The organism is Bradyrhizobium cytisi, assembly GCF_008123515.1.
Lineage (GTDB): Bacteria > Pseudomonadota > Alphaproteobacteria > Rhizobiales > Xanthobacteraceae > Bradyrhizobium > Bradyrhizobium cytisi.
The window spans coordinates 1-18,383 of the sequence record NZ_VSSR01000074.1 but is presented as its reverse complement, the minus strand read 5'-3'; the positions used below and the strand labels follow the sequence as shown (position 1 = coordinate 18,383).

Annotated in this window: 13 protein-coding genes and 5 pseudogenes; 10 read left to right on the top strand and 8 right to left on the bottom strand. The window is 58.9% G+C overall.

Annotated features, from left to right (window positions below; genetic code table 11):
- Nucleotides 1-29: 29 nt before the first annotated feature.
- From fcl to FXB38_RS43220, 3 genes are all read right to left on the bottom strand, one after another.
- Nucleotides 30-1,007: a GDP-L-fucose synthase gene (fcl, locus tag FXB38_RS35915; protein WP_148755668.1), complete on the bottom strand. Its 978-nt coding sequence runs from the start codon at nucleotides 1,005-1,007 to the stop codon at nucleotides 30-32.
- The gene (gene gmd, locus FXB38_RS35910; RefSeq protein ID WP_148755667.1) at nucleotides 988-2,073 is read right to left on the bottom strand and encodes a GDP-mannose 4,6-dehydratase; all 1,086 of its coding nucleotides are present in this window, start codon (nucleotides 2,071-2,073) and stop codon (nucleotides 988-990) included. The genes fcl and gmd overlap by 20 nt, the downstream gene beginning before the upstream one ends.
- Before the next feature lie 334 nt (nucleotides 2,074-2,407).
- Nucleotides 2,408-2,584, bottom strand: a complete 177-nt coding sequence (locus FXB38_RS43220; RefSeq protein WP_187435379.1) for a hypothetical protein — start codon at nucleotides 2,582-2,584, stop codon at nucleotides 2,408-2,410.
- Nucleotides 2,585-5,093: 2,509 nt separating this feature from the next.
- Here FXB38_RS43220 and FXB38_RS35905 point away from each other — a divergent pair.
- From FXB38_RS35905 to bioB, 3 genes and pseudogenes are all read left to right on the top strand, one after another.
- Nucleotides 5,094-5,285 (top strand): hypothetical protein, encoded by a 192-nt coding sequence (locus FXB38_RS35905; RefSeq protein WP_187435378.1) that lies wholly within the window; start codon nucleotides 5,094-5,096, stop codon nucleotides 5,283-5,285.
- An 848-nt stretch (nucleotides 5,286-6,133) separates the two neighbouring features.
- Complete coding sequence (locus tag FXB38_RS35900; RefSeq protein ID WP_148755665.1) at nucleotides 6,134-6,553, top strand: DUF7694 domain-containing protein; 420 nt, start codon at nucleotides 6,134-6,136, stop codon at nucleotides 6,551-6,553.
- Nucleotides 6,554-7,153: 600 nt separating this feature from the next.
- A pseudogene (bioB, locus tag FXB38_RS35895) lies at nucleotides 7,154-7,837 on the top strand (biotin synthase BioB); the annotation flags it as partial.
- Nucleotides 7,838-7,877: 40 nt separating this feature from the next.
- Here bioB and FXB38_RS35890 read toward each other — a convergent pair.
- Nucleotides 7,878-8,753, bottom strand: a pseudogene (locus tag FXB38_RS35890) (IS3 family transposase); the annotation flags it as partial.
- Nucleotides 8,754-8,982: 229 nt separating this feature from the next.
- Between FXB38_RS35890 and FXB38_RS35885 the strand changes: the two are divergent.
- Nucleotides 8,983-10,365 (top strand): IS110 family RNA-guided transposase, encoded by a 1,383-nt coding sequence (locus FXB38_RS35885; protein WP_148755664.1) that lies wholly within the window; start codon nucleotides 8,983-8,985, stop codon nucleotides 10,363-10,365.
- A gap of 2 nt (nucleotides 10,366-10,367) precedes the next feature.
- Here FXB38_RS35885 and FXB38_RS35880 read toward each other — a convergent pair.
- The 3 pseudogenes from FXB38_RS35880 to FXB38_RS35865 all read right to left on the bottom strand — a co-directional run.
- Nucleotides 10,368-10,625, bottom strand: a pseudogene (locus FXB38_RS35880) (transposase); the annotation flags it as partial.
- Nucleotides 10,622-11,458: pseudogene (locus FXB38_RS44180) on the bottom strand (ISAzo13-like element transposase-related protein). The pseudogenes FXB38_RS44180 and FXB38_RS35880, both read right to left, overlap by 4 nt.
- A gap of 430 nt (nucleotides 11,459-11,888) precedes the next feature.
- Nucleotides 11,889-12,080: pseudogene (locus tag FXB38_RS35865) on the bottom strand (HesB/IscA family protein); the annotation flags it as partial.
- 71 nt (nucleotides 12,081-12,151) lie between these two features.
- Between FXB38_RS35865 and FXB38_RS43210 the strand changes: the two are divergent.
- The 6 genes from FXB38_RS43210 (at nucleotide 12,152) to FXB38_RS44705 (ending at nucleotide 16,142) form a co-directional block, all read left to right on the top strand.
- The gene (locus FXB38_RS43210) at nucleotides 12,152-12,295 is read left to right on the top strand and encodes a hypothetical protein (protein ID WP_187435377.1); all 144 of its coding nucleotides are present in this window, start codon (nucleotides 12,152-12,154) and stop codon (nucleotides 12,293-12,295) included.
- 55 nt (nucleotides 12,296-12,350) lie between these two features.
- Nucleotides 12,351-14,027: an ATP-dependent Clp protease adaptor ClpS gene (locus FXB38_RS35860; RefSeq protein ID WP_148755660.1), complete on the top strand. Its 1,677-nt coding sequence runs from the start codon at nucleotides 12,351-12,353 to the stop codon at nucleotides 14,025-14,027.
- Nucleotides 14,028-14,516: 489 nt separating this feature from the next.
- Nucleotides 14,517-14,819 (top strand): pantoate--beta-alanine ligase, encoded by a 303-nt coding sequence (locus FXB38_RS45160; RefSeq protein ID WP_187435376.1) that lies wholly within the window; start codon nucleotides 14,517-14,519, stop codon nucleotides 14,817-14,819.
- 187 nt (nucleotides 14,820-15,006) lie between these two features.
- On the top strand, nucleotides 15,007-15,213 hold the full coding sequence (locus FXB38_RS35850) for a hypothetical protein (RefSeq protein WP_148755659.1): 207 nt from the start codon (nucleotides 15,007-15,009) through the stop codon (nucleotides 15,211-15,213).
- A 138-nt stretch (nucleotides 15,214-15,351) separates the two neighbouring features.
- Entirely contained in the window at nucleotides 15,352-15,900 is a 549-nt protein-coding gene (locus tag FXB38_RS44710) for an FkbM family methyltransferase (protein WP_283812797.1), read from the top strand.
- 20 nt (nucleotides 15,901-15,920) lie between these two features.
- A complete protein-coding gene (locus tag FXB38_RS44705) occupies nucleotides 15,921-16,142 on the top strand; it encodes an FkbM family methyltransferase (protein WP_283812796.1) in 222 nt (73 codons plus the stop codon).
- 240 nt (nucleotides 16,143-16,382) lie between these two features.
- Here the strand turns inward: FXB38_RS44705 and nolL are convergent, their stop codons facing one another.
- Nucleotides 16,383-17,504 (bottom strand): nodulation factor fucose acetyltransferase NolL, encoded by a 1,122-nt coding sequence (nolL, locus tag FXB38_RS35840; RefSeq protein WP_187435375.1) that lies wholly within the window; start codon nucleotides 17,502-17,504, stop codon nucleotides 16,383-16,385.
- Nucleotides 17,505-18,383: the final 879 nt, after the last annotated feature.

The following is an 18,383-nucleotide window of genomic DNA, read 5'->3' as shown; positions in this document are numbered from 1 at the left end:
TGGGAACGAACAATGAGCGCCGTCAGCGGCTAGCAGCTGCATGGTTCTCTCCTTTTGTCCGATGTAGCCGATGCCGCCAAGAAGGCCTGGTAGGCCTGCCGCATTCCATGTGTGAGCCATGTTCTCGCGCGCCAGCCGAGGCTCGCGAGCCGGCTGACGTCGAGCAGCTTGCGCGGCGTGCCGTCGGGGCGTGAGGTGTCGAACGTGATCTCGCCGATGTAGCCGACGACCTCGGCGACGATGCGGGCAAACTCGGCAATGGTGATGTCCTCGCCGGTGCCGATGTTGATCAGCTCCGCACCCGAATAGGTCTTCATCAGGTGCACGCAGGCATCGGCCATGTCGTCAACATAGAGGAACTCGCGTCGCGGCGTGCCGGTGCCCCAGACTACGACGCTTCTTGCGCCCGAAACCTTTGCCTCATGGAAGCGCCGGATCAGGGCCGCGACCACGTGGCTGAGTTCGGGATGATAATTGTCGCCAGGGCCGTAGAGATTGGTCGGCATCACGCTGATGAAGTCGCTGCCATATTGGCTGCGATAGGCCTCCGCCATCTTGATGCCGGCGATTTTGGCGATCGCATAAGGCTCGTTGGTCGGCTCCAGCGGGCCGGTCAATACGGAGTCCTCGCGCAAGGGCTGCGCGGCGAGCCTCGGATAGATGCAGGACGAGCCCAGAAACAGCAGCTTTTCGGCGCCGTAGAGATGCGCGGCGTGGATCACGTTCGCCGCAATCGCGATGTTGTCATAGATGAACTCGGCACGCAGCGTGTCGTTGGCGACGATGCCGCCGACCTTGGCGGCAGCGAGGAAGATCACCTGCGGCCGCGCCGTCGCGAACCAGTCGAACACCGCGGCCTGGTTGCAGAGATCGACCTCGCACCGGTCCACGGTGACGAGCTTGACGTCCTCCCGCGCCAGCCGGCGCACCAGCGCGCTGCCGACCATGCCGCGATGGCCGGCGACGTAGACGCTTTTGCCTGTCAGCTCAAACGGTGCGTTTGCCACTGGCGGCGTCCCGTTTTGCTTCCGTCAGATCGCTCGCCATCATCTCCGCGACGAGCTCGGCAAAATTCCGCTTCGGTGTCCAGCCGAGCACCTCGCGCGCCTTGCTGGCATCGCCGACGAGGAGATCGACCTCTGTGGGGCGGAAGTAAGTGGGATCGAGTTTCACCACCGTCTTGCCGCTCTTCGCATCGATGCCGGTCTCGTCGACGCCCGCCCCGCGCCATTCGATGCGGCGGCCGACCTGCGCGAAGGCAAGCTCGACCATCTCCCGCACCGAGCGCGTCTCGCCGGTGGCGAGCACGAAGTCGTCGGGCTTGTCGGCTTGCAGGATCATGTGCATGCCTTCGACATAGTCTTTGGCGTGGCCCCAGTCGCGCTTGGCCGAGAGATTGCCGAGATACAGCGTCTGCTCCAGCCCGACCTCGATGCGGGCGACGCCGCGGGTGATCTTGCGGGTCACGAAGGTCTCGCCGCGGATCGGGCTCTCGTGGTTGAACAGGATGCCGTTCGACGCGAACATGCCATAGGCTTCGCGGTAGTTCACGGTGATCCAATAGCCGTAGAGTTTTGCCACGCCATAGGGCGAGCGCGGATAGAACGGCGTGGTCTCCTTCTGCGGGATCTCCTGCACCAGGCCATAGAGCTCGGAGGTCGAGGCCTGGTAGAACCGCGTCTCCTTCTCCATGCCGAGGATGCGGATCGCTTCCAGCAGCCTCAGCACGCCGATGCCGTCGGCGTTCGCAGTGTATTCCGGGCTTTCGAAACTGACGGCGACGTGGCTTTGCGCCGCGAGATTGTAGATCTCGGTCGGCCGGATCTGCTGCACCAGGCGGATCAGATTGGTCGAGTCCGTCATGTCGCCGTAGTGCATCAGGAACGGCACGTCCCCCACATGCGGGTCCTGGTAGAGATGGTCGACCCGCGCGGTGTTGAACGAGGACGAGCGCCGCTTGATGCCGTGCACGACATAGCCGAGCGACAGCAGGTATTCGGCGAGATAGGCGCCGTCCTGTCCAGTCACGCCGGTGATTAGAGCGACCCGCCGTTTGCTCTCTTGGTTTGACAAATCTTTTCTCTGCGCAGGTTAATGTCGTCCCGCGATCGACGACCTTCTATCGCGTCTGGCCTCTTCGAATGCGGAAGCGTCACGCTCTCGAAGCACCGAATTCTGGACCGTGTATAGACATTGCATCGATCGCTCAACTGTACGGAGGTAAACGTTCCACATCGAAACGGTTTTGAAGGACTATACGAAAGTTTGTAGTCGGGCGTTGCTCCATTGCTTGGGTGCGACCAATGGAATTGCGGCGCGGACAGGAGGTAAGCAGGCCCGTCGGGACCGAGAAGCGTTCCACTGTCTCTGCTTGCTCAACTCGCGCGGCGAGCCAGGGAGTTTCTCCTCATTTCTTGTCCTCGCCCAAGAGTTTTCCAGTCTTGCTGTTCATCCAGTGCAACTGCGAGCAAGCCGGGCAAACAAAGCCTTGAAAGTCGTTCTCTGTCGCGCAGCCCTTATCATCATCGATCCATTTCTGGACAATCATGTTGGTGATGGGGCAAGCAAAAGTGAAAGCGCGCATATTGACTCTGTGCTGTTTGAGTTCACAGAAAACGCTGCACGAATGAGGCCAATGCACCTGCATGCCAGACCTCAAGGGAGGTCTTCGCGACGATCAGTGTGCTCTATGCCCCTAACGACGAATTCAATAGCGGAAAGAATCTGGCGGTTCATTGCTCGCGAGTGGCCACGGAATCAACAAAATGGTGCGTCTAGGCGCGGACGATATGGCTCAGAAGGTCAGCGCTCGGTTCGGCGACCATTCCGCCGGGGGTCTTTTCCGCGCTCGCAAGCATGTCTTTGGACCGGCGGTACTATGACCAGGCAAAGCCCGCATCAGCGTGAACAAGCCGCCTTGAGCACATGCCGGTGCCATTGAAACTCGCGGTTTGCTGATCCCGAGCGCCCCTTCTCTTATCGACGCCGGCGGCAAAGTCCCGGTTCTTGAGCAAGCTCAGCCGCTTTGGCAGAGGACCTCTCATCGCACGCGATCGGCCTGCTCCGCTGTTGTCCACAGTAATTCGGAAGCTACCCAGCTGGGCACTCTACAATCTGACGCTGCGTACGGTTCAATCCCCCTGCGGGCTTATCGCGTGAAAATGTCAAACTCGTATTCGTTCGCCGGCAGCGCGATATTCTGGTCAATGAGCCCAATTCCGTCAGGGCACCAACAGTGACTTCGCCGTTCTAGACAACTTTGAACTATCGACCTCGAAAGGCGCCGTCAGGTGCCACGTCAGGATTGCGGGTTCGATAGTTGTGGGAAGGTCTGCCTCGGTGTCATACGTTGGAAAGGCCGCGCCCAAGCGGTGCTCAGCCCTGGTCCCGTTGAGGATCGTGGCTTGGGTCCAGATTGGCGTGGTTGCTACAATGGTGGCTGGTATCAAAGAGTTGCTATGGGGGCGTGCAACTCCAGATCGGCCGCGGGAAAGACGGCGGTATTGCAGGCAACAACGGCTTTTGGAACGAGCGGCGCAGTGAGCCATGCTCTTTGATGGCCAGGGTCTCGTAGCGGTGCCGATCGGCGGTTCCTCCCATTCATCTTGAGGCGCGAGCGATTGTTAGGCCCGCATTCTCCAGCGCATCCAAAATCCTATCAGCAATCGCCCGCGGATCGCGTTGGTCCTCTATTCTCACGTTACAGGCTAACGTAGCAGCGATAATCGCGTGCGCCGTTTTGCGCAGGAGGCAACCGTACTCGGCATACTCACCGCAAGTATTGCAGGTGATCACTGGTCGGCCAGTCCAGGGATCGTGCATTGGGATCTCGCGCCAGTTTTCTGTGTGACATTTCGGACAGAGCATAGATCGAGATTTCCTTGTGGTCTCAGCTCGCGCGCTACATGGTCATCAGTTGAACGACTGCTTGATAGCCAAAGCCGCAGAAGCCATCGATCCTCCGGAGGTCGTGTTGCGCGTCCCGAAAAACACGATCGAGGCGGGCACGGAAGCAATCCAGGCGCCCGAAGGGGCTCCGGCGTGAGCGACCAGTTGACGCATCCCCCGACAATGCCTTCGATGGCGCCGCCTCGGTGCTCTTCTGGGCGCCAAGACGGCCTGACCGCCTCGGACATGCGACCTGCTCGAAGGGCCAATCGTTGGGCCGCGAATGAAGCGGACATGCAGTCGGGCTCCTTGAGCTTTCGATGCGTATATCGAGGAGGCGTTGGTAATTTCTAAGGCGTGAACCCTCCTGAGATTGCTCAGCAAGCTGTGAGCCAGCTCATAATCCGAACGGCTTTCGTACGATCGCCCAATCATCGCAGCCAGGCATGACGAAAACGTCACGATAGGAGGATGCGTATCGAACACTATGCAAACGTGAATGCCTACAGCGGCCCCGTTTCGGCGGGAGCAAGCCATTTGCAGGTTCGCGGTAGGTAGATCACGACCACCTAAGTTGGGGTATGGCCTCCAACTTCCATTCCACTCTGAACAGCAACGCGCTGATCTCCAGACGGCGACTTCCGCCGTGAGCAATATCTCAAATCGGGCACCACGCGGCGATGCTCAGCATCCGGTTCTCCTGCACTCCCGGTTTCCTCGCGAGATCTTGCAATGATTCGCCGAGGCTGCCTCACTGAGGCGTTTGGGGCACCGCGGCGCTCTGCAATCTGAGCTCCAAATGACACACACGCCCAATTTGGTCGCCCGGAAGCTGTTGTGCGGCCAGGCACGGTCGCCAGTTGCATTGAAGACCTTACAATCTGACGCTACGTCCGATTCAAGCCCTTATGTCGAGAGTCGCGCATTTTGCGCGGGATCTGGCGCGAGCCACCAGTGAGTCCAATCTCCACTATCATTTTGCGTTGGCGTGGGTGTTTCCAAGCGGGCGTTCTCAACCGAGAAGACCGCAGTGAAGCTTACTCGACGCGCTTGCGTTTATTGCGAGTGGCTTGTTGCATCTCAGACATTGACAGAGCGGGCGGCAGATGACGGCAAATGAGGTGCTTTTGCGAAAGCCAGCCTACGGGATCTTACGTAGGGCATGTGTCGCATTTTCTTGATCTAAAAATCGCATGGTCTTTTGCATGAAGCAGAAGAAGCCATTCTCCGACGCCAAACATTGGCGAGGCCGTGCGGAAGCGACGCGAGTAAAAGCGGAGTCGCTCGAGAACGACACATCCAGACGCAGGCTCCTCAAGGTCGCTAAGGAATATGATAAGCTGGCTCGCCTCGCGGAGAAGCGGCAAAGAAATGAGGTTGACGACGGGCAGTTCTGATCGCCGCCGGAGCGAACGGTTGCATCGAAGGTTAAGGCGTTTTGATCGCAGCGCGGAAGCCTCTCCGTTGGACGGCTCTAGGGCAAACGCCCTCATACGGTAACGCCAATGAGCGAGGCTGCTAAAAAGTGCGGTCCGCGCGTCCGAGCCTCTGGCCGTGAATCGATTGTGTGAGTTGTGGTCCGCCACATAGATGACGCATTGACGGTGTCTCAGGCGGCAAGCCGGCTGACCGCTGGACATGAGAAGGAATGAGATGAAAGCCCACCGTCAGATCGTCGCAAGAGCGAAATTACAAGCCTCTCGCTCGACGAACTGGCGAAGCATTGGCGTGGCTTTGCATCATCTGCTGAAGCCGGCGACGTGTCTTTGGGTGACAAAGTAGTCGGTTCGCTGGATCATGCCACGCGAATTGGCTTCCGCCGCCATTTTGGCTGTGCGGCGTGTTCAGTCGAATTCTGGCATCTTGCACCAAACACGGTTAGCTCAACGCCATAACGTTGCGGACTTGTTAAGGCGAAGAGGCGAGCAGAAGCTCCTGCTGGCATGGCTTGCGTAGCCAAACCATCGTAGATGTCTGCGCGGATCGTCTGCATGAGGCAAGTTCGCAACGAAGTCACGCATGACGAGAAAATCCAATTGAAAATCATAGTCGAAAGACCAACCACAACAGAACTCTCCGGTGGACGATTCCGGACAGAACCGATGTTCTTCGTCCAGATAAGTTCGGTGCAGATGATCAGTAGTATTTGGGGCTGCCCATGCCGGGGTGGCAGCCGCTCGATGTATCAGTCGGACGACACGAGGGGTGCCGGAGTCAAGTCTATCGGCCGAAGCAAGGAGAACGCGTGAGGAAGCAAATTGTAGAAAGACTCGAGGCGGGGCGCGTCCGCGATGGCCGATTCGCCACCGCACCGGGATCTGGTCCTTCCGGTCTCTTCTTCGTGCAGGGGCCTTGTGGGTGTCAACTCAAGATCATCGGCTTCGTCCGTCCGGGATGGGAGCATGTCTCTGTGTCGACGCCACGGCGATCTCCAAACTGGGACGAAATGTGCCTCGTCAAAGATCTGTTTTGGGATCAGGAGGAATGCGTGATCCAGCTGCATCCTCCTCGCTCGCAGTATGTCAACAATAGTCGCTATTGCCTGCATCTCTGGAGGCCGACACGTCAGGTCATTCCGATGCCTCCGGCAGCGTTCGTGGGCATCGTCGGGCTCGGGCCGTCTGATGCGGCAATTCTGTTTGCGCAGATAAGTGCGGTGTCATAACAGATTTCGCCGCGTCGGTGGTAAGTCGAGCGGCGGCAAAGTACTGTGCTGTTCCCGCGGATGATCTTCGAGAGTCCAGACGGATTTGCTCAACACAGTCACGGGCGACGAGCACACCGTCGATGGAGCATGGGTGACGAAATGGTGCACAGGCCCGCCAAGGGCGTGCGGGCTACCACTCTGCGCCCTAGAGCCCAACCCGCTGCGCTTCTGAAGGCGGCGGGAGGCAACGCTCGCAGAGGCGGCTCTCCCGGACCACCATTTTTTGTGCGGAATGTGACGTGCATACACCAGCGAGGAATCGGCCGGGTGACGAATTAGAGCAGATCCGTCGATCCGTTATACATGGCGCGCGGCCAAACACATTCGTATCAGGAAAGGATCCTATGGGGCGCAACCACCGGACGCATCGGCTAGTTGCCTGAGTGAGGGACGTCGAGGAGAGTTGTTGCGCGTGCCTTGATGCTGCGAGGAAATCCTGCATGAGAGGCGGCTATTAGCCTGATATCAGCGCCATCCCGGCGCAACTCGACGATAATTCTCGTTTAATAACGGGCAAGAGGGTTGCTTTGCGGAGCTACGCACGACGGTGTCGTCTGTATGCTCGAGCGAAAGTCTTGGGGGGCTGTGGAAGTCGAAGGCAATAGCGGCCGCAACGGCGCGCCGGTCCGCCGCGACTGGGAACGTGCCGAGGCGGAAGGGCTTTACGCGCTGCCATTTGCCGACCTCCTATTTCACGCCCAGACCGTTCATCGCGGCAATTTCGACCCAAACCACGTCGAAACCGCAAGTCTGCTCAGCATCAAGACCGGCGGTTGTCCTGAAGATTGCGCCTACTGTGCACAGAGCGTGCATCACGACACTGGCCTGAAGGCAACTCGCTTGATGGATCGCGCTGATGTGGTCGCCGCCGCGCAGCGCGCCAAGGCTGCCGGGGCGACTCGCTTCTGCATGGCCGCGGCCTGGCGCAGTCCAAAGGACCGCGACCTCGATCAGGTCTGCGACATGATTGCCGCCATTAAACGTGTTGGCATGGAGACGTGCGTAACGCTCGGCATGCTCACGCCAAAGCAAGCCGCACGGCTCGCCGACGCCGGCCTCGACTTCTACAATCACAACGTGGACACTTCGCCGGAGTTCTACCGCAGCATCATCACTACCCGGACCTTGCAGGATCGGATCGACACTCCTACTCGCGTGCGCGAGGTGGGCATCAAAGTTTGCTGCGGCGGCATTATTGGTATGGGTGAGCACGTCGAGGACAGAGCTGGTCCCGTTTGTCTGAACAGAATCTCCGCGTCGATAAGTGGAGCCTCTGCCGGGGTTAGGCCGCCGCGCGGAGCGGCGGAAGATTGAAGTAGGCTTGATCCGGAGTCATGTCGTCAAGACTCGAATGCGGACGTCGTCCGTTGTAAAAATCGAGATACCGGCCAATCGAATGTCGTGCCTCGCTGACGCTGTCATAGGCCCGCAGGTACACCTCTTCGTATTTGATGCTGCGCCAGAGCCGTTCGACAAACACGTTGTCCCGCCATGCGCCCTTGCCGTCCATGCTGATCGCGATGCCGTTGTCGGCGAGCACGCCGGTAAAAGCCTGTCCGGTGAACTGCGAGCCCTGATCGGTGTTGAAGATGTCCGGCTTGCCGTGACGAGCCAAGGCATCCTCCAGCGTCTCGACGCAGAAGGCTGCTTCCATGGTGATCGACAGCCGCCACGACAGAACACGACGGGTTGCCCAATCGAGCACGACCGCGAGGTAGACAAAACCGCGCTCCATCGGGATGTAGGTGATGTCCATCGCCCAGACCTGGTTCGGCCGCGTGATCTCCATGCCGCGCAGCAGGTATGGATGGATCTTGTGGCCGGGCTCGGATTTCGTGGTGCGCGGACGGCGATAGAGCGCCTCTATCCCCATCCGCCGCATCAGCGTCTTCACATGCCGGCGGCCGATCTTGCACCCCTGCAAAGCCAGCAGGCCTCGCAGCATCCGCGAACCGGCGAAAGGATACTCCAGATGCAACCGGTCGAGACGCCGCAGGATCGCGAGATCGGCGTCCGGCACTGACCGAGGCAGGTAATAGACGCTGCCCCGGCTGATCCGCAGAACCTCAGCCTGCCTGGTGATCGACAGATCGTGCTCACGGTCGATCATCGCTTTGCGCTCAGCAATCCCGCCTTGGTGAGCGCTCCTTCTAAAAAACTATGCGCGGCGCTGCGCTCCCCCTGTGGGATAGAAACGGGCCTGCGCTAGATTGCGGACCGGAAGGGAGCGGCCGATACGATTTTGGTGGCAAGTGACCCCGTTAAAAAACCTGGTCCATGGGTTGTTGCGCACTTGAGAATGGTGACGCCATCCGGCGATCCCGTTTAGGAATCTGACCAATAGCGCAGCCCAGCCCTTCTGCCCGTCGTCAACAGGAGGATTCGAGATGAAGCAGAAGAGATCGAAACCCAAGATCTACCACAAGATGCCGATGGTCTACCCGAACGCGGCGGCCATCGACGTCGGGGCGACCATGCACATGGCCGCCGTAAGGGCTGATCGAACGTCCGAACCAGTGCGCAGCTTCGGTACCTTCACGACCGACCTACATCAGTTGGTGGATTGGTTCGCAGAGTGCGGCGTCGAGACGGTCGTCATGGAATCGACCAGCGTTTATTGGATTCCGATCTTCGAGCTCCTCGATGCCCGTGGCTTTATTGTATTCCTCGTCAATGCCCGCGATGCCAAGCACGTGCCCGGACGCAAGACCGACGTCAGCGATGCGCAGTGGCTACAGCGGCTTCATTCCTACGGTCTGCTGCGTGCCAGTTTCCGGCCCAAAGACCAGATTGCCGAGCTGCGAGCATACGTACGTCAGCGCGAGCGTCTGCTCGAGTACGCGGCCTCTCATATCCAGCACATGCAGAAGGCGTTAATAGAGATGAATCTCCAACTCCACCACGTCGTCGCCGACATCGCTGGCGCGACTGGTCTGCGGATCATCCGCGCGATCCTCGCTGGCGAACATGACCCCAAGGTACTGGCATGCTTGCGTGATTATCGGTGTCACGCCAGTGCGGAGACCATCGAAAAGGCGCTCACCGGGAGCTACCGCGCCGAGCACCTGTTCGCGCTGGAGCAGGCACTCGCCCTCTACGACGCTTATCACGAAAAGGTATCGGCCTGCGACGCCCGGATCGAAGCCGTGTTAAAGGCACTGATCGTCCATCGCGGTCATGGCCATGGATCAGCGCCGCGGGCCTCGCGGCGTCGGAATCGAACCGATCAGGCGAACGCTCTAGCTTTCGACGTCCGCGAGGCGCTGTTCGCGTTGCTCGGAAAAGACATCACCCAGATCGACGGTCTCGGTCCCTACCTCTCGCTGAAGCTGATCGCCGAGTGCGGCGACGACCTCTCCGCCTGGGGGAGCGCAAAACACTTCACCTCATGGCTAGGCTTGGCGCCGAACAACAAGATCTCCGGCGGGAAGGTTCTGTCCTCTCGAACACGCCGTTGCGGCAGTCGGGCAGCGGCGCTCCTGCGCCTTTCCGCCGTAACTGTTGGACGCACCGATACCGCGTTGGGCGCATTCTACCGGCGGCTTTCGGCGCGCATCGGCAAGGCCAAGGCGGTGACCGCCACGGCACGCAAGATCGCCGTGCTGTTCTACAACGCCGTGCGTCACGGAATGGAGTACGTTGATCCTGGTGCGTCGTTCTACGAGACGCGTTATCGGTCACGGGTGATCGACAATCTACATCGACGCGCCAAATCCTTCGGATTTGTTCTCCGGCCTATTGAGCCGACACCGGAAGACGCCGTTTCTTAGGAATCGTTCTCCAGCGTCAACTCCCCGATCTTGGCGTGCAGCGACTTCACGTCAATCGCGGGCGCGGCGGGCGACATGCTGCCCGAGCCGAAAACCCCGGAAGCGCCGCCTTCCAATTGGGCCTTCCAGGCCGTGATCTGATTGGGATGGACATCAAAGTGCTCGGCCAGTTGGGCTATCGTCCGGTCGCCCTTGACGGCGGCAAGCGCCACCTTCGCCTTGAAGGCCGGTGTGTGGTTCCGGCGTGCTCGTCTGCTCATCGTCGCTCCTGATTCGCAGGCATCAGCGTGCCCGCTGTCAGGCAGAAACTCCACTTATCGACCTGTTCAAAGTTGCGGAGCCGGCTCTGGAGATCGGAAACCTTGACGCCTTTGGGATATTTCTTTTCGTCCAGCTCGGCGCGCACCTTGAGGCCGGCATCTGTTGTCGTCGCGGCGATCAGCTGGACGATCGTGCGATAGCTACGCAGTGGCTTTCCCCGCCAGTTGATGGTGATGAAGAAGAGACGATGCTCGATCTTGTTCCACTTGCTGGTGCCGGGCGGCAGGTGGCAAACCGTGATCGGCAACTTGAGCTCGTCCGCCAGTTTTTGAAGCTCGACCTTCCATAGGCGCACACGAGACCCGTTGCTGCCGCCACCATCGGCGGATCGCATTGACCGCGAAGCTGGCGGTGTCGTGGTCCGTGCCGACGCTGACACAGCCGACATTATTGGTGATGTCGTACACGCCGTACGGCACGGCGCGGCTTAGCTTGGGATCGATAAAGTCATGAATGTTGACGAGCTCAGGCCTGCCTTGGCGACGCCATTCCCGGCCGTTGTTCTTGAAATTGCCTACTTCTTCTTCGTGTCGACCGATATGACCGGTTCGTTCGCCGCCAGGAACGTCGTGGCCTGCGTGTTGATGTATTGAAACTGCGCGTCGCGATCGATGTGCTGGCCGCCTTCTCGTGTCTTGTTGTTCGCTTGCAGGCTGTAGCCCATGCCGCGCAGAAGCTCGCTGACAACCGTCGGGCAAACCTTATGACCCTCCTTCGCCAGCTCGGTCACGAGGTTACGCAGGCTGCGGGTCGTCCACAACAATGGCTGCATCGGGTCGCCCCGCGTCACCGGTTCGACCAGGCGCTTGAGATCGGCCGCGAGGGTCGGATCCCGGGACGACTTCTTCTTGTGCCCGCCGCCCGCCTTACCGACACGTCCAGCCAGAACCGCCACGTTGTCGCGAATGTCAGAAAGTCCGTGATAAATCGTCGACCGCGCCAATCCGCTGATGCCGGACATCAAGCTGACCCCGCCGTGTCCCAGCGCTTTCGCCTCCAGGGCGACAAAGCGCCGGAGGCTCTGTTCATTCAGAACAAGGGCCATCTCCCGATAGCGCTTCCGCGCGGCGCGCGCCTGAGCGGCTCGAACCACCCCACGACGCTACGTCGCGCGACTCATCATTGGGAATTCCGCGCAAAGAATCCTCGCGATCTGTGGCAATTATGACTCAGTTGTTTATGGATGGGCCCTTATTGTCGACGACGAACACCTTGACGCCGTCGCGCTCGATCACGGTGTCGTCAGGCTTAGCCTCGCCGGCCAGGCTCATCCGGTATTTGAACCCATCGCAGCCACCGGCCTCGACCATGATGCGCAGGCCGCTCGTCGGCTGCGCCGAAGCCGAGATCGCGCTCTTGAGCGCATTCACTGCGCTATCCGTCAGATTGATCATGGCTATCCTTTTTGCCTGGGTCGTTTGCATAGGAATTGGCAAGTCGCATGCCAGCGCGCCCGAGCTTGACATTGTCCGAGATCGCGCCTGTTGGCTTTGCGGCGCGTGTAGGGTTGCTGACAAAGGTCTTCGAGGGATTGCGGCGGCTTTGCGTGTCTTCTTTATGGATTCCGCCGATGAAGCGTAAGGAACGCGGCGGCAAGCAATTTGCATAACATGTCTAAGCCGGCCGAAGTGTCCGGTGATGAGCTTAGATCGGAAACCACTTTCATGACGAACACTGCCGAACAACTAGAACACGCATCGGGGGTCTTTGTGGACAACATCTGCGCAGGCGGTGCGCCCATTCAGCTTGTTTTGCACAATGACGGCAAGACGACTCTCGGTTTCGTGGTACGCCTGCTGCGCGAGGTATTCGACAAACAGGAGCGGGATGCCATTGCGCTCGCCGAACTCGTCTTGCAGCATGGCAAGGCCGTCTGCGGACGCTATCCTCCCTCAGTCGCAAAGGCGCTCCTCGAGGCGGCGCAAGAGCGTATCCGAGCTGAAGGATGTCCCCTGCTGATCACGGGCGAAGCCGCGGGCGAAGCGGACGGCCCCGACCTGTCCGACGTGCAATTCGAATATGCCTTCGAAGCGCTTGAGTGGCACTTCACCAATATACCGCCGAGCGAACTCGCCACTACTGTGCGGCAATTCCCGGGCCACATGCAGGCCGATGTTCAGGTCGCGATCGATAAGCTATTCGCCGATCCGGTCCGCTTCTTCGGCGCCTATGCAGAACATAGGTACGAGACGCTTTCATTCGCTCGGATGAAACGGCGTGGACGGAATGCGATTTCGCTGGTGCCGCCGCAATATCACCAGGTTGATACTGGCGAGACGGCGCCGGTCAAATGCCTGTACAATGGACTGTGGCTTTGCCGGGCGAGCGAATTTTTCTATGCCGTCGTGCTCTCTACTGAGTTCGAGTTCAAGCAAGAGCCGAGGATCCGGATTGAAATCGTTGCCCCTGCGGGGTCTGGCGGCGAAGCCTTTGTTCAGCGCAGCTTTGACGAACTGGAACGGGCGGTACACGCGGCACGTTCTTATCGCGGCAAGATCCTCTCATTCGAGAAAGGTGCGGATTACAGCGGCCGCTCAAGAGGCATCATGGTGCATCGATTGGCACCAGTGAGGCGCGAGGACGTGATCCTGCGGGAACAGGCTATCAAATTGCTCGATCGCAACGTGTTGAGTTTTGTCGCCACACGCGGCGCACTCCGCCGATTCGGCCAGTCGACCCGCAAGGGCATCCTGCTCTATGGCCCGCCCGGCACCGGTAAGACCCACACCATCCGCTATCTCGCCACCAACCTACCGGGACACACCACGCTAATCATCACCGCCGAAGAGGTCGGTGAGCTGAGCGCCTATATGGCGCTCGCGCGCCTGCTGCAGCCTACCATGGTGGTGATCGAGGATGTCGATCTGATCGCCAGCAAGCGCGACGACTTGACAACATGTGAGGAGGCCGCGCTGAACAAGCTCCTAAATGAAATGGACGGCTTGAAGGAAGACGCTGACATCCTCTTCGTGCTCACCACCAACCGCCCCGAGCAACTCGAGGGCGCCCTGGCCGGTCGCCCCGGCCGCATCGACCAGGCGATCGAGATGCCGCTGCCTGATACGACCGGCCGCGACAAGCTGATCCGGCTTTACGGCATGGGCCTGCCGCTTGAGGCGGAGATCGTAGCCGAGACGGTGCGCCGCACTGAGGGCGTCAGCGCCGCTTTCATTAAGGAGCTGATGCGACGCATTGCGCAATCATGCATCGCTCGTGACGGCGGAAACTCAGTGACCACAGCTGACATCGAGGAAGCGCTCGACGACATGCTGTTCACCGGCGGCCGCCTCAACGTGAAGCTCTTGGGTGGGGCCGGAGCGATGGCTGCGGGGTCTGAATGAAGGCGAAGGGAGGAAGATCACCCGCCAAGGGCTGCGCCAACTCCCGCATGCGCCGGGTGTCGACGACGCGTCTATGATTGATGAGCAGCGAGGCGGTTCGTGAACGCGAACCGCCTCGACAATCGCCCGCTCAACCGTCGCTCGTAATTCCTGTTCCATGCCGGCCTGCCCCCTACAGGCGGGCTTCGATATCGCGAAGGCAACGCCTCGCCACAGCCGACATGCAATGAGCAGAGCAGATATGCGGTAGCATGGAACTCTTATCGGAAGAGCAGGCTGGAATGGCGCACTTGTCGGACGATCAATTGGAGCTTCGCCATCCGTCAAGGAACGAGAACGGCTGCGGGATTGCCGGCGAAAAGTCCCTCTGCGAAAGCGTCCACCTGGTAGTACATGCGCATGCAGTTTTCTCCGGCCGATGGCATCGGCTGACTCATACCTCATGATGGGTCCGACGAGCCGACAAGACGCGACACCAACACCTAGATCGTGCGGCCAGCTGTCGCATTGATTGGACAAAAGAAGTTCAACCGCGCGGCGCTTGTGCGCGGCATTGGCGTGGATCCCAATCTTCCTATCGAGATCGTCACCGTGCCAGCCGTGAGAGAACCGGACGGGCTCGCGATGAGCAACCGCCATCTCAGGGAAGAACAATGCCACCAAGCTGTGGTCATCACTTGCGGCTTGTTCGTTGGCGAAAGGGCATTTCGGTCCGGGGAGCGCCAGGCTGAAAGCCTCATCTCGACTCGCGATGAGGCAGCAGAGTGCCGTCGATCGGTTGCAGCATTGTGATCTTCTCGATGCCGAAACACTCAAGCCGGTATTAGCTCCGCTGCTCTCGTCAGCGTGCTGTGCGCTGCCGCGTATATTGACGCGACAAAGCTTATCGAGCACGTGATGCGGCCGCTCTCCACCTAGCGAGACTGAGCGTCGAGACCGACCGCGAGAAAACCGAACTTTGCAGTGGATGGATATTGACATGGATGAACAGTCGATTAGCGGGCGTGCACCAGTTCGCGATCTGGTGGGCAGCGCAGATCGCTTGATCAAGGCGAGATTGATCGAGCTGGCCGAGCGATATGAGCGGCTTATAAGCCGACCTACGCAGCCAGCGAAATCGTTTCTGGCGAACCAGCCCGCAGAACCGAAGGCGCATCCCACGTTGGAGAATGTGCGCGGAAAATGACGGGCAACACGGACATGTCCGCTGCGGATGTGCTCAATTATTTCGGTGGCCGTCACGGCCATAGCGCTCGGCTCGCCTCTCCACACTTGTGCCTTGCTCTAAAGTGAGCTGTCGGCCGCGTGCAGTGTTTGATAGGCGATGGATCTGCCTGGCTCTGAAGATGGAGAGAGCCGACCAAAGCCTCCGGAAGGCGCCACATACGTTGATATACTTGACCGCGGACTGACGCGCGTGATTGAGGAGGAGGTGCCTAAGACATCACCCTCAGCTGGAACCGATCCCGTGTCAGAAGTACATCAGCACATTCTCTCGCTTCTCAAAAAGCCAGATCCCATTATTTTGGAGATAGGCTGCAATGATGGGGCCGACGCAGGGCATTTTCTCAAGCTGTGCCCAACCGCCGGACTCTACTGTTTTGAGCCGGATCCCAGAGCGGTGGCCCGCTTCAGGAAGAACATGGATGTCGACCTCGACAAGGTAAAGCTATTCGAGATCGCAATCAGTGATCGAAATGGCAAGATCGATTTTCATCCAAGCAATGGCGATGGAGATTCGAGGGACTGGGACCTCTCGGGTTCAATACGGCACCCGAAGAACCATCTCGCCGAATATGATTGGATTCGGTTCGATCGCCCGATCTCGGTTGAAACCCGGCGGCTAGACACTGGTACAGTGAAGCGAATCTGAAGACGATCGATCTTATCTGGATGGACGTGCAGGGAGCCGAGTCCGATGTCATCGCCGGCGGCACACACACACTGAGCAATACGCGCTTCATCTACACGGAATACAGCGATCATGAGCTCTACGAAGGTCAGCTATCGCTGCAAGGCATTCTTGACCTCTTGCCTGACTTCGAATTGATAGCGCGGTATCCGCGCGCAGCGGAGGGCGATGCACTACTAAGAAATACGCGCCTTCAAGACTAGCCGGCCCGAGCTGTTCGCTTCCGAGGGATGACACAAGAGCGAGGCGGGCGCCCTGCGCAACGGTACCGACCACAGTGGACCTTTCATGCTGGTTCGATGGGCTGGCTTTTATGCCCGATGCCAGTTCGACGGTCGCGCACCCGTTCGCAGGTCGCGTCTAGGTTCCAACCCTATTCCGGCGCCGTCACAAGTCGATGCTGCTCGCAACGCCCTGCCGCACTCAAACGATCAAATCCATAGCTAGTTCATTGCAGGTTTGGCTTGCGGGAGACCTGAGCGTGGTGGCATTCCGAGGACGAGCTGAGACAGATATGGAACGCCACGAACAATCGAGCGGACCGTTAGCGCGATCGCAACAATCGCGGCACCGAGCACACCCGCGATGATCAGCCGGGTCGTGAGATCCCAAAGTTCTCCGAACTGTATGAAATCCATGAGACGGAACACGGTACCCTGGACGAGATAAAGCAGCAGCGTGGTTTGGCCCAACTCCACAGCGATAAAGCGGGCGATTCGATTTGAATGGCCAAAGCTCCAGCATTGCAGCAGGAGCTCGATAGCGATTGCTGAGGCAGCTGCAGAGCCAACAAACATCAGAAGCACGTCTTTGGCCGACCGGAAATCGTGAATTATCCCAAGATTATTGTAGATATAAGTGTCCTTTCCCCAAGCTAGAAAGCATACGCAGGTCACTATCGAGAGAAATAAAACGAGCAGCGTCTTGTGAGGTCGCGATATACTCGTCCATCGTTCTCTCGATTGAGCAAGCAAGAATCCCAAGCAGAAGAACGGGTAAGTGAATCTGATCAGTGGTGATATGGAGAACGTCAGAGGCGCGAGTGCGACCAGTATGGCTGAACCAGATATGACCCACGATCGGTGTTTGAGCCTGGTAAAGATCTTGATGAGAAGGTAGGAAACAAACGTGGCCCAGATGAACCAGTATGTGCCGGCGAGATCGTCTACAAATTCCGAAAGTCCGCTCGTTAGGCTGGTCGCGCGCCACAATGCCGCTAACTTAGCTGTCTCCATTATCGCCCACCAGAACAGCATCGGCAGCAAGAGCTGCTTCGCACGGTCGCTGGCGGCTCGAGTGAACGACTTTTGCAGCAGCGATCGAGAAGAAAGATATCCGCTTATCGCCATAAAGAGTGGCATGTGAAACATATAGATCGATTTGTAGTACGGCGAATACCAAAACCCGTCATCTCGGTAGATGACATACTGGATGAGATGCCCAACAATCACCAAAACAATAAGCGCACCTTTCGCGAAATCTAAACTTAGATCTCGATCGTTTGCCTCTGTCGTGCGCGAACTGGGAACGATCGTTCCAGTCACGGGTAGCAATGTATCAAACATCTAGATATCTGTTGTTGACGGACCCGCGGTCCGTTGTCCGCTTCTTCTGCCTCATTTTTGATCCAAACGAAAGGTGATGGCGGGAGTTTTTGGAAGGCGAATAGGCTCAGCTTGTTAGGCCTCCAAGAACCAGCTGTGGGCCGAGCATCTCTGAATGCCTCGGGGAACTTTGCGGCACAGACCAGATATCTAATTTGAGACGCTGCTGTAGCAGCACGGGCACGGCATACTACTTGCAGACGCGTTTGTGGGAGGGAGACTGTCGCGCACAGTCTCCCACTCGGCCCGACGCATCTCAGACCCGGCAGATGCGTCGGGCTTCCTCCCTCGGTTGGCCCAGCATAGTTGACATTTTGTCCGTCGCCCTCGCTTGACGCCGAGGTGCTCACGCCAATAGGGCCTTCTGATAGCTGAACGCGAGCACGCCATCATTGGGGTTACGGCAGCGCGCTACGCGCGCACACGGATAGCGGTGCTCTGCAGTTCTGGAGCAAAAGCTGAGGACCAACGCTTTCTGACTGAGATGCTCGTTCGGTTTCTTGTAACTCACGCCGTGAACCGCGCGTGCCGTGACGACTTTCGTCGCGAAGCCGCCGCCGGGAGTGATTGCTGCTGCACCTATGCAGTAAATGGCTCGGGCTGCATCGCTGCTGCACAATGTCTACGGTCCTGACAAAGTCCGCACCCGTGCGCTGGGCAGTGCCCACCAAGACCAGCCCTGCAAGGGGCTGGGCGACTGGAGTGCCATCTGTAGGTGAAGCTCGTTGCTTGGTGTGCATCCGAAGGCCCTAGTTGGATCGTACTGGTCGGATGACCGATTGCATTCAACCAACACGAGCGATGTTCTGAGAATGCCGGTTCTAAGTGTCTGTCCGAGAA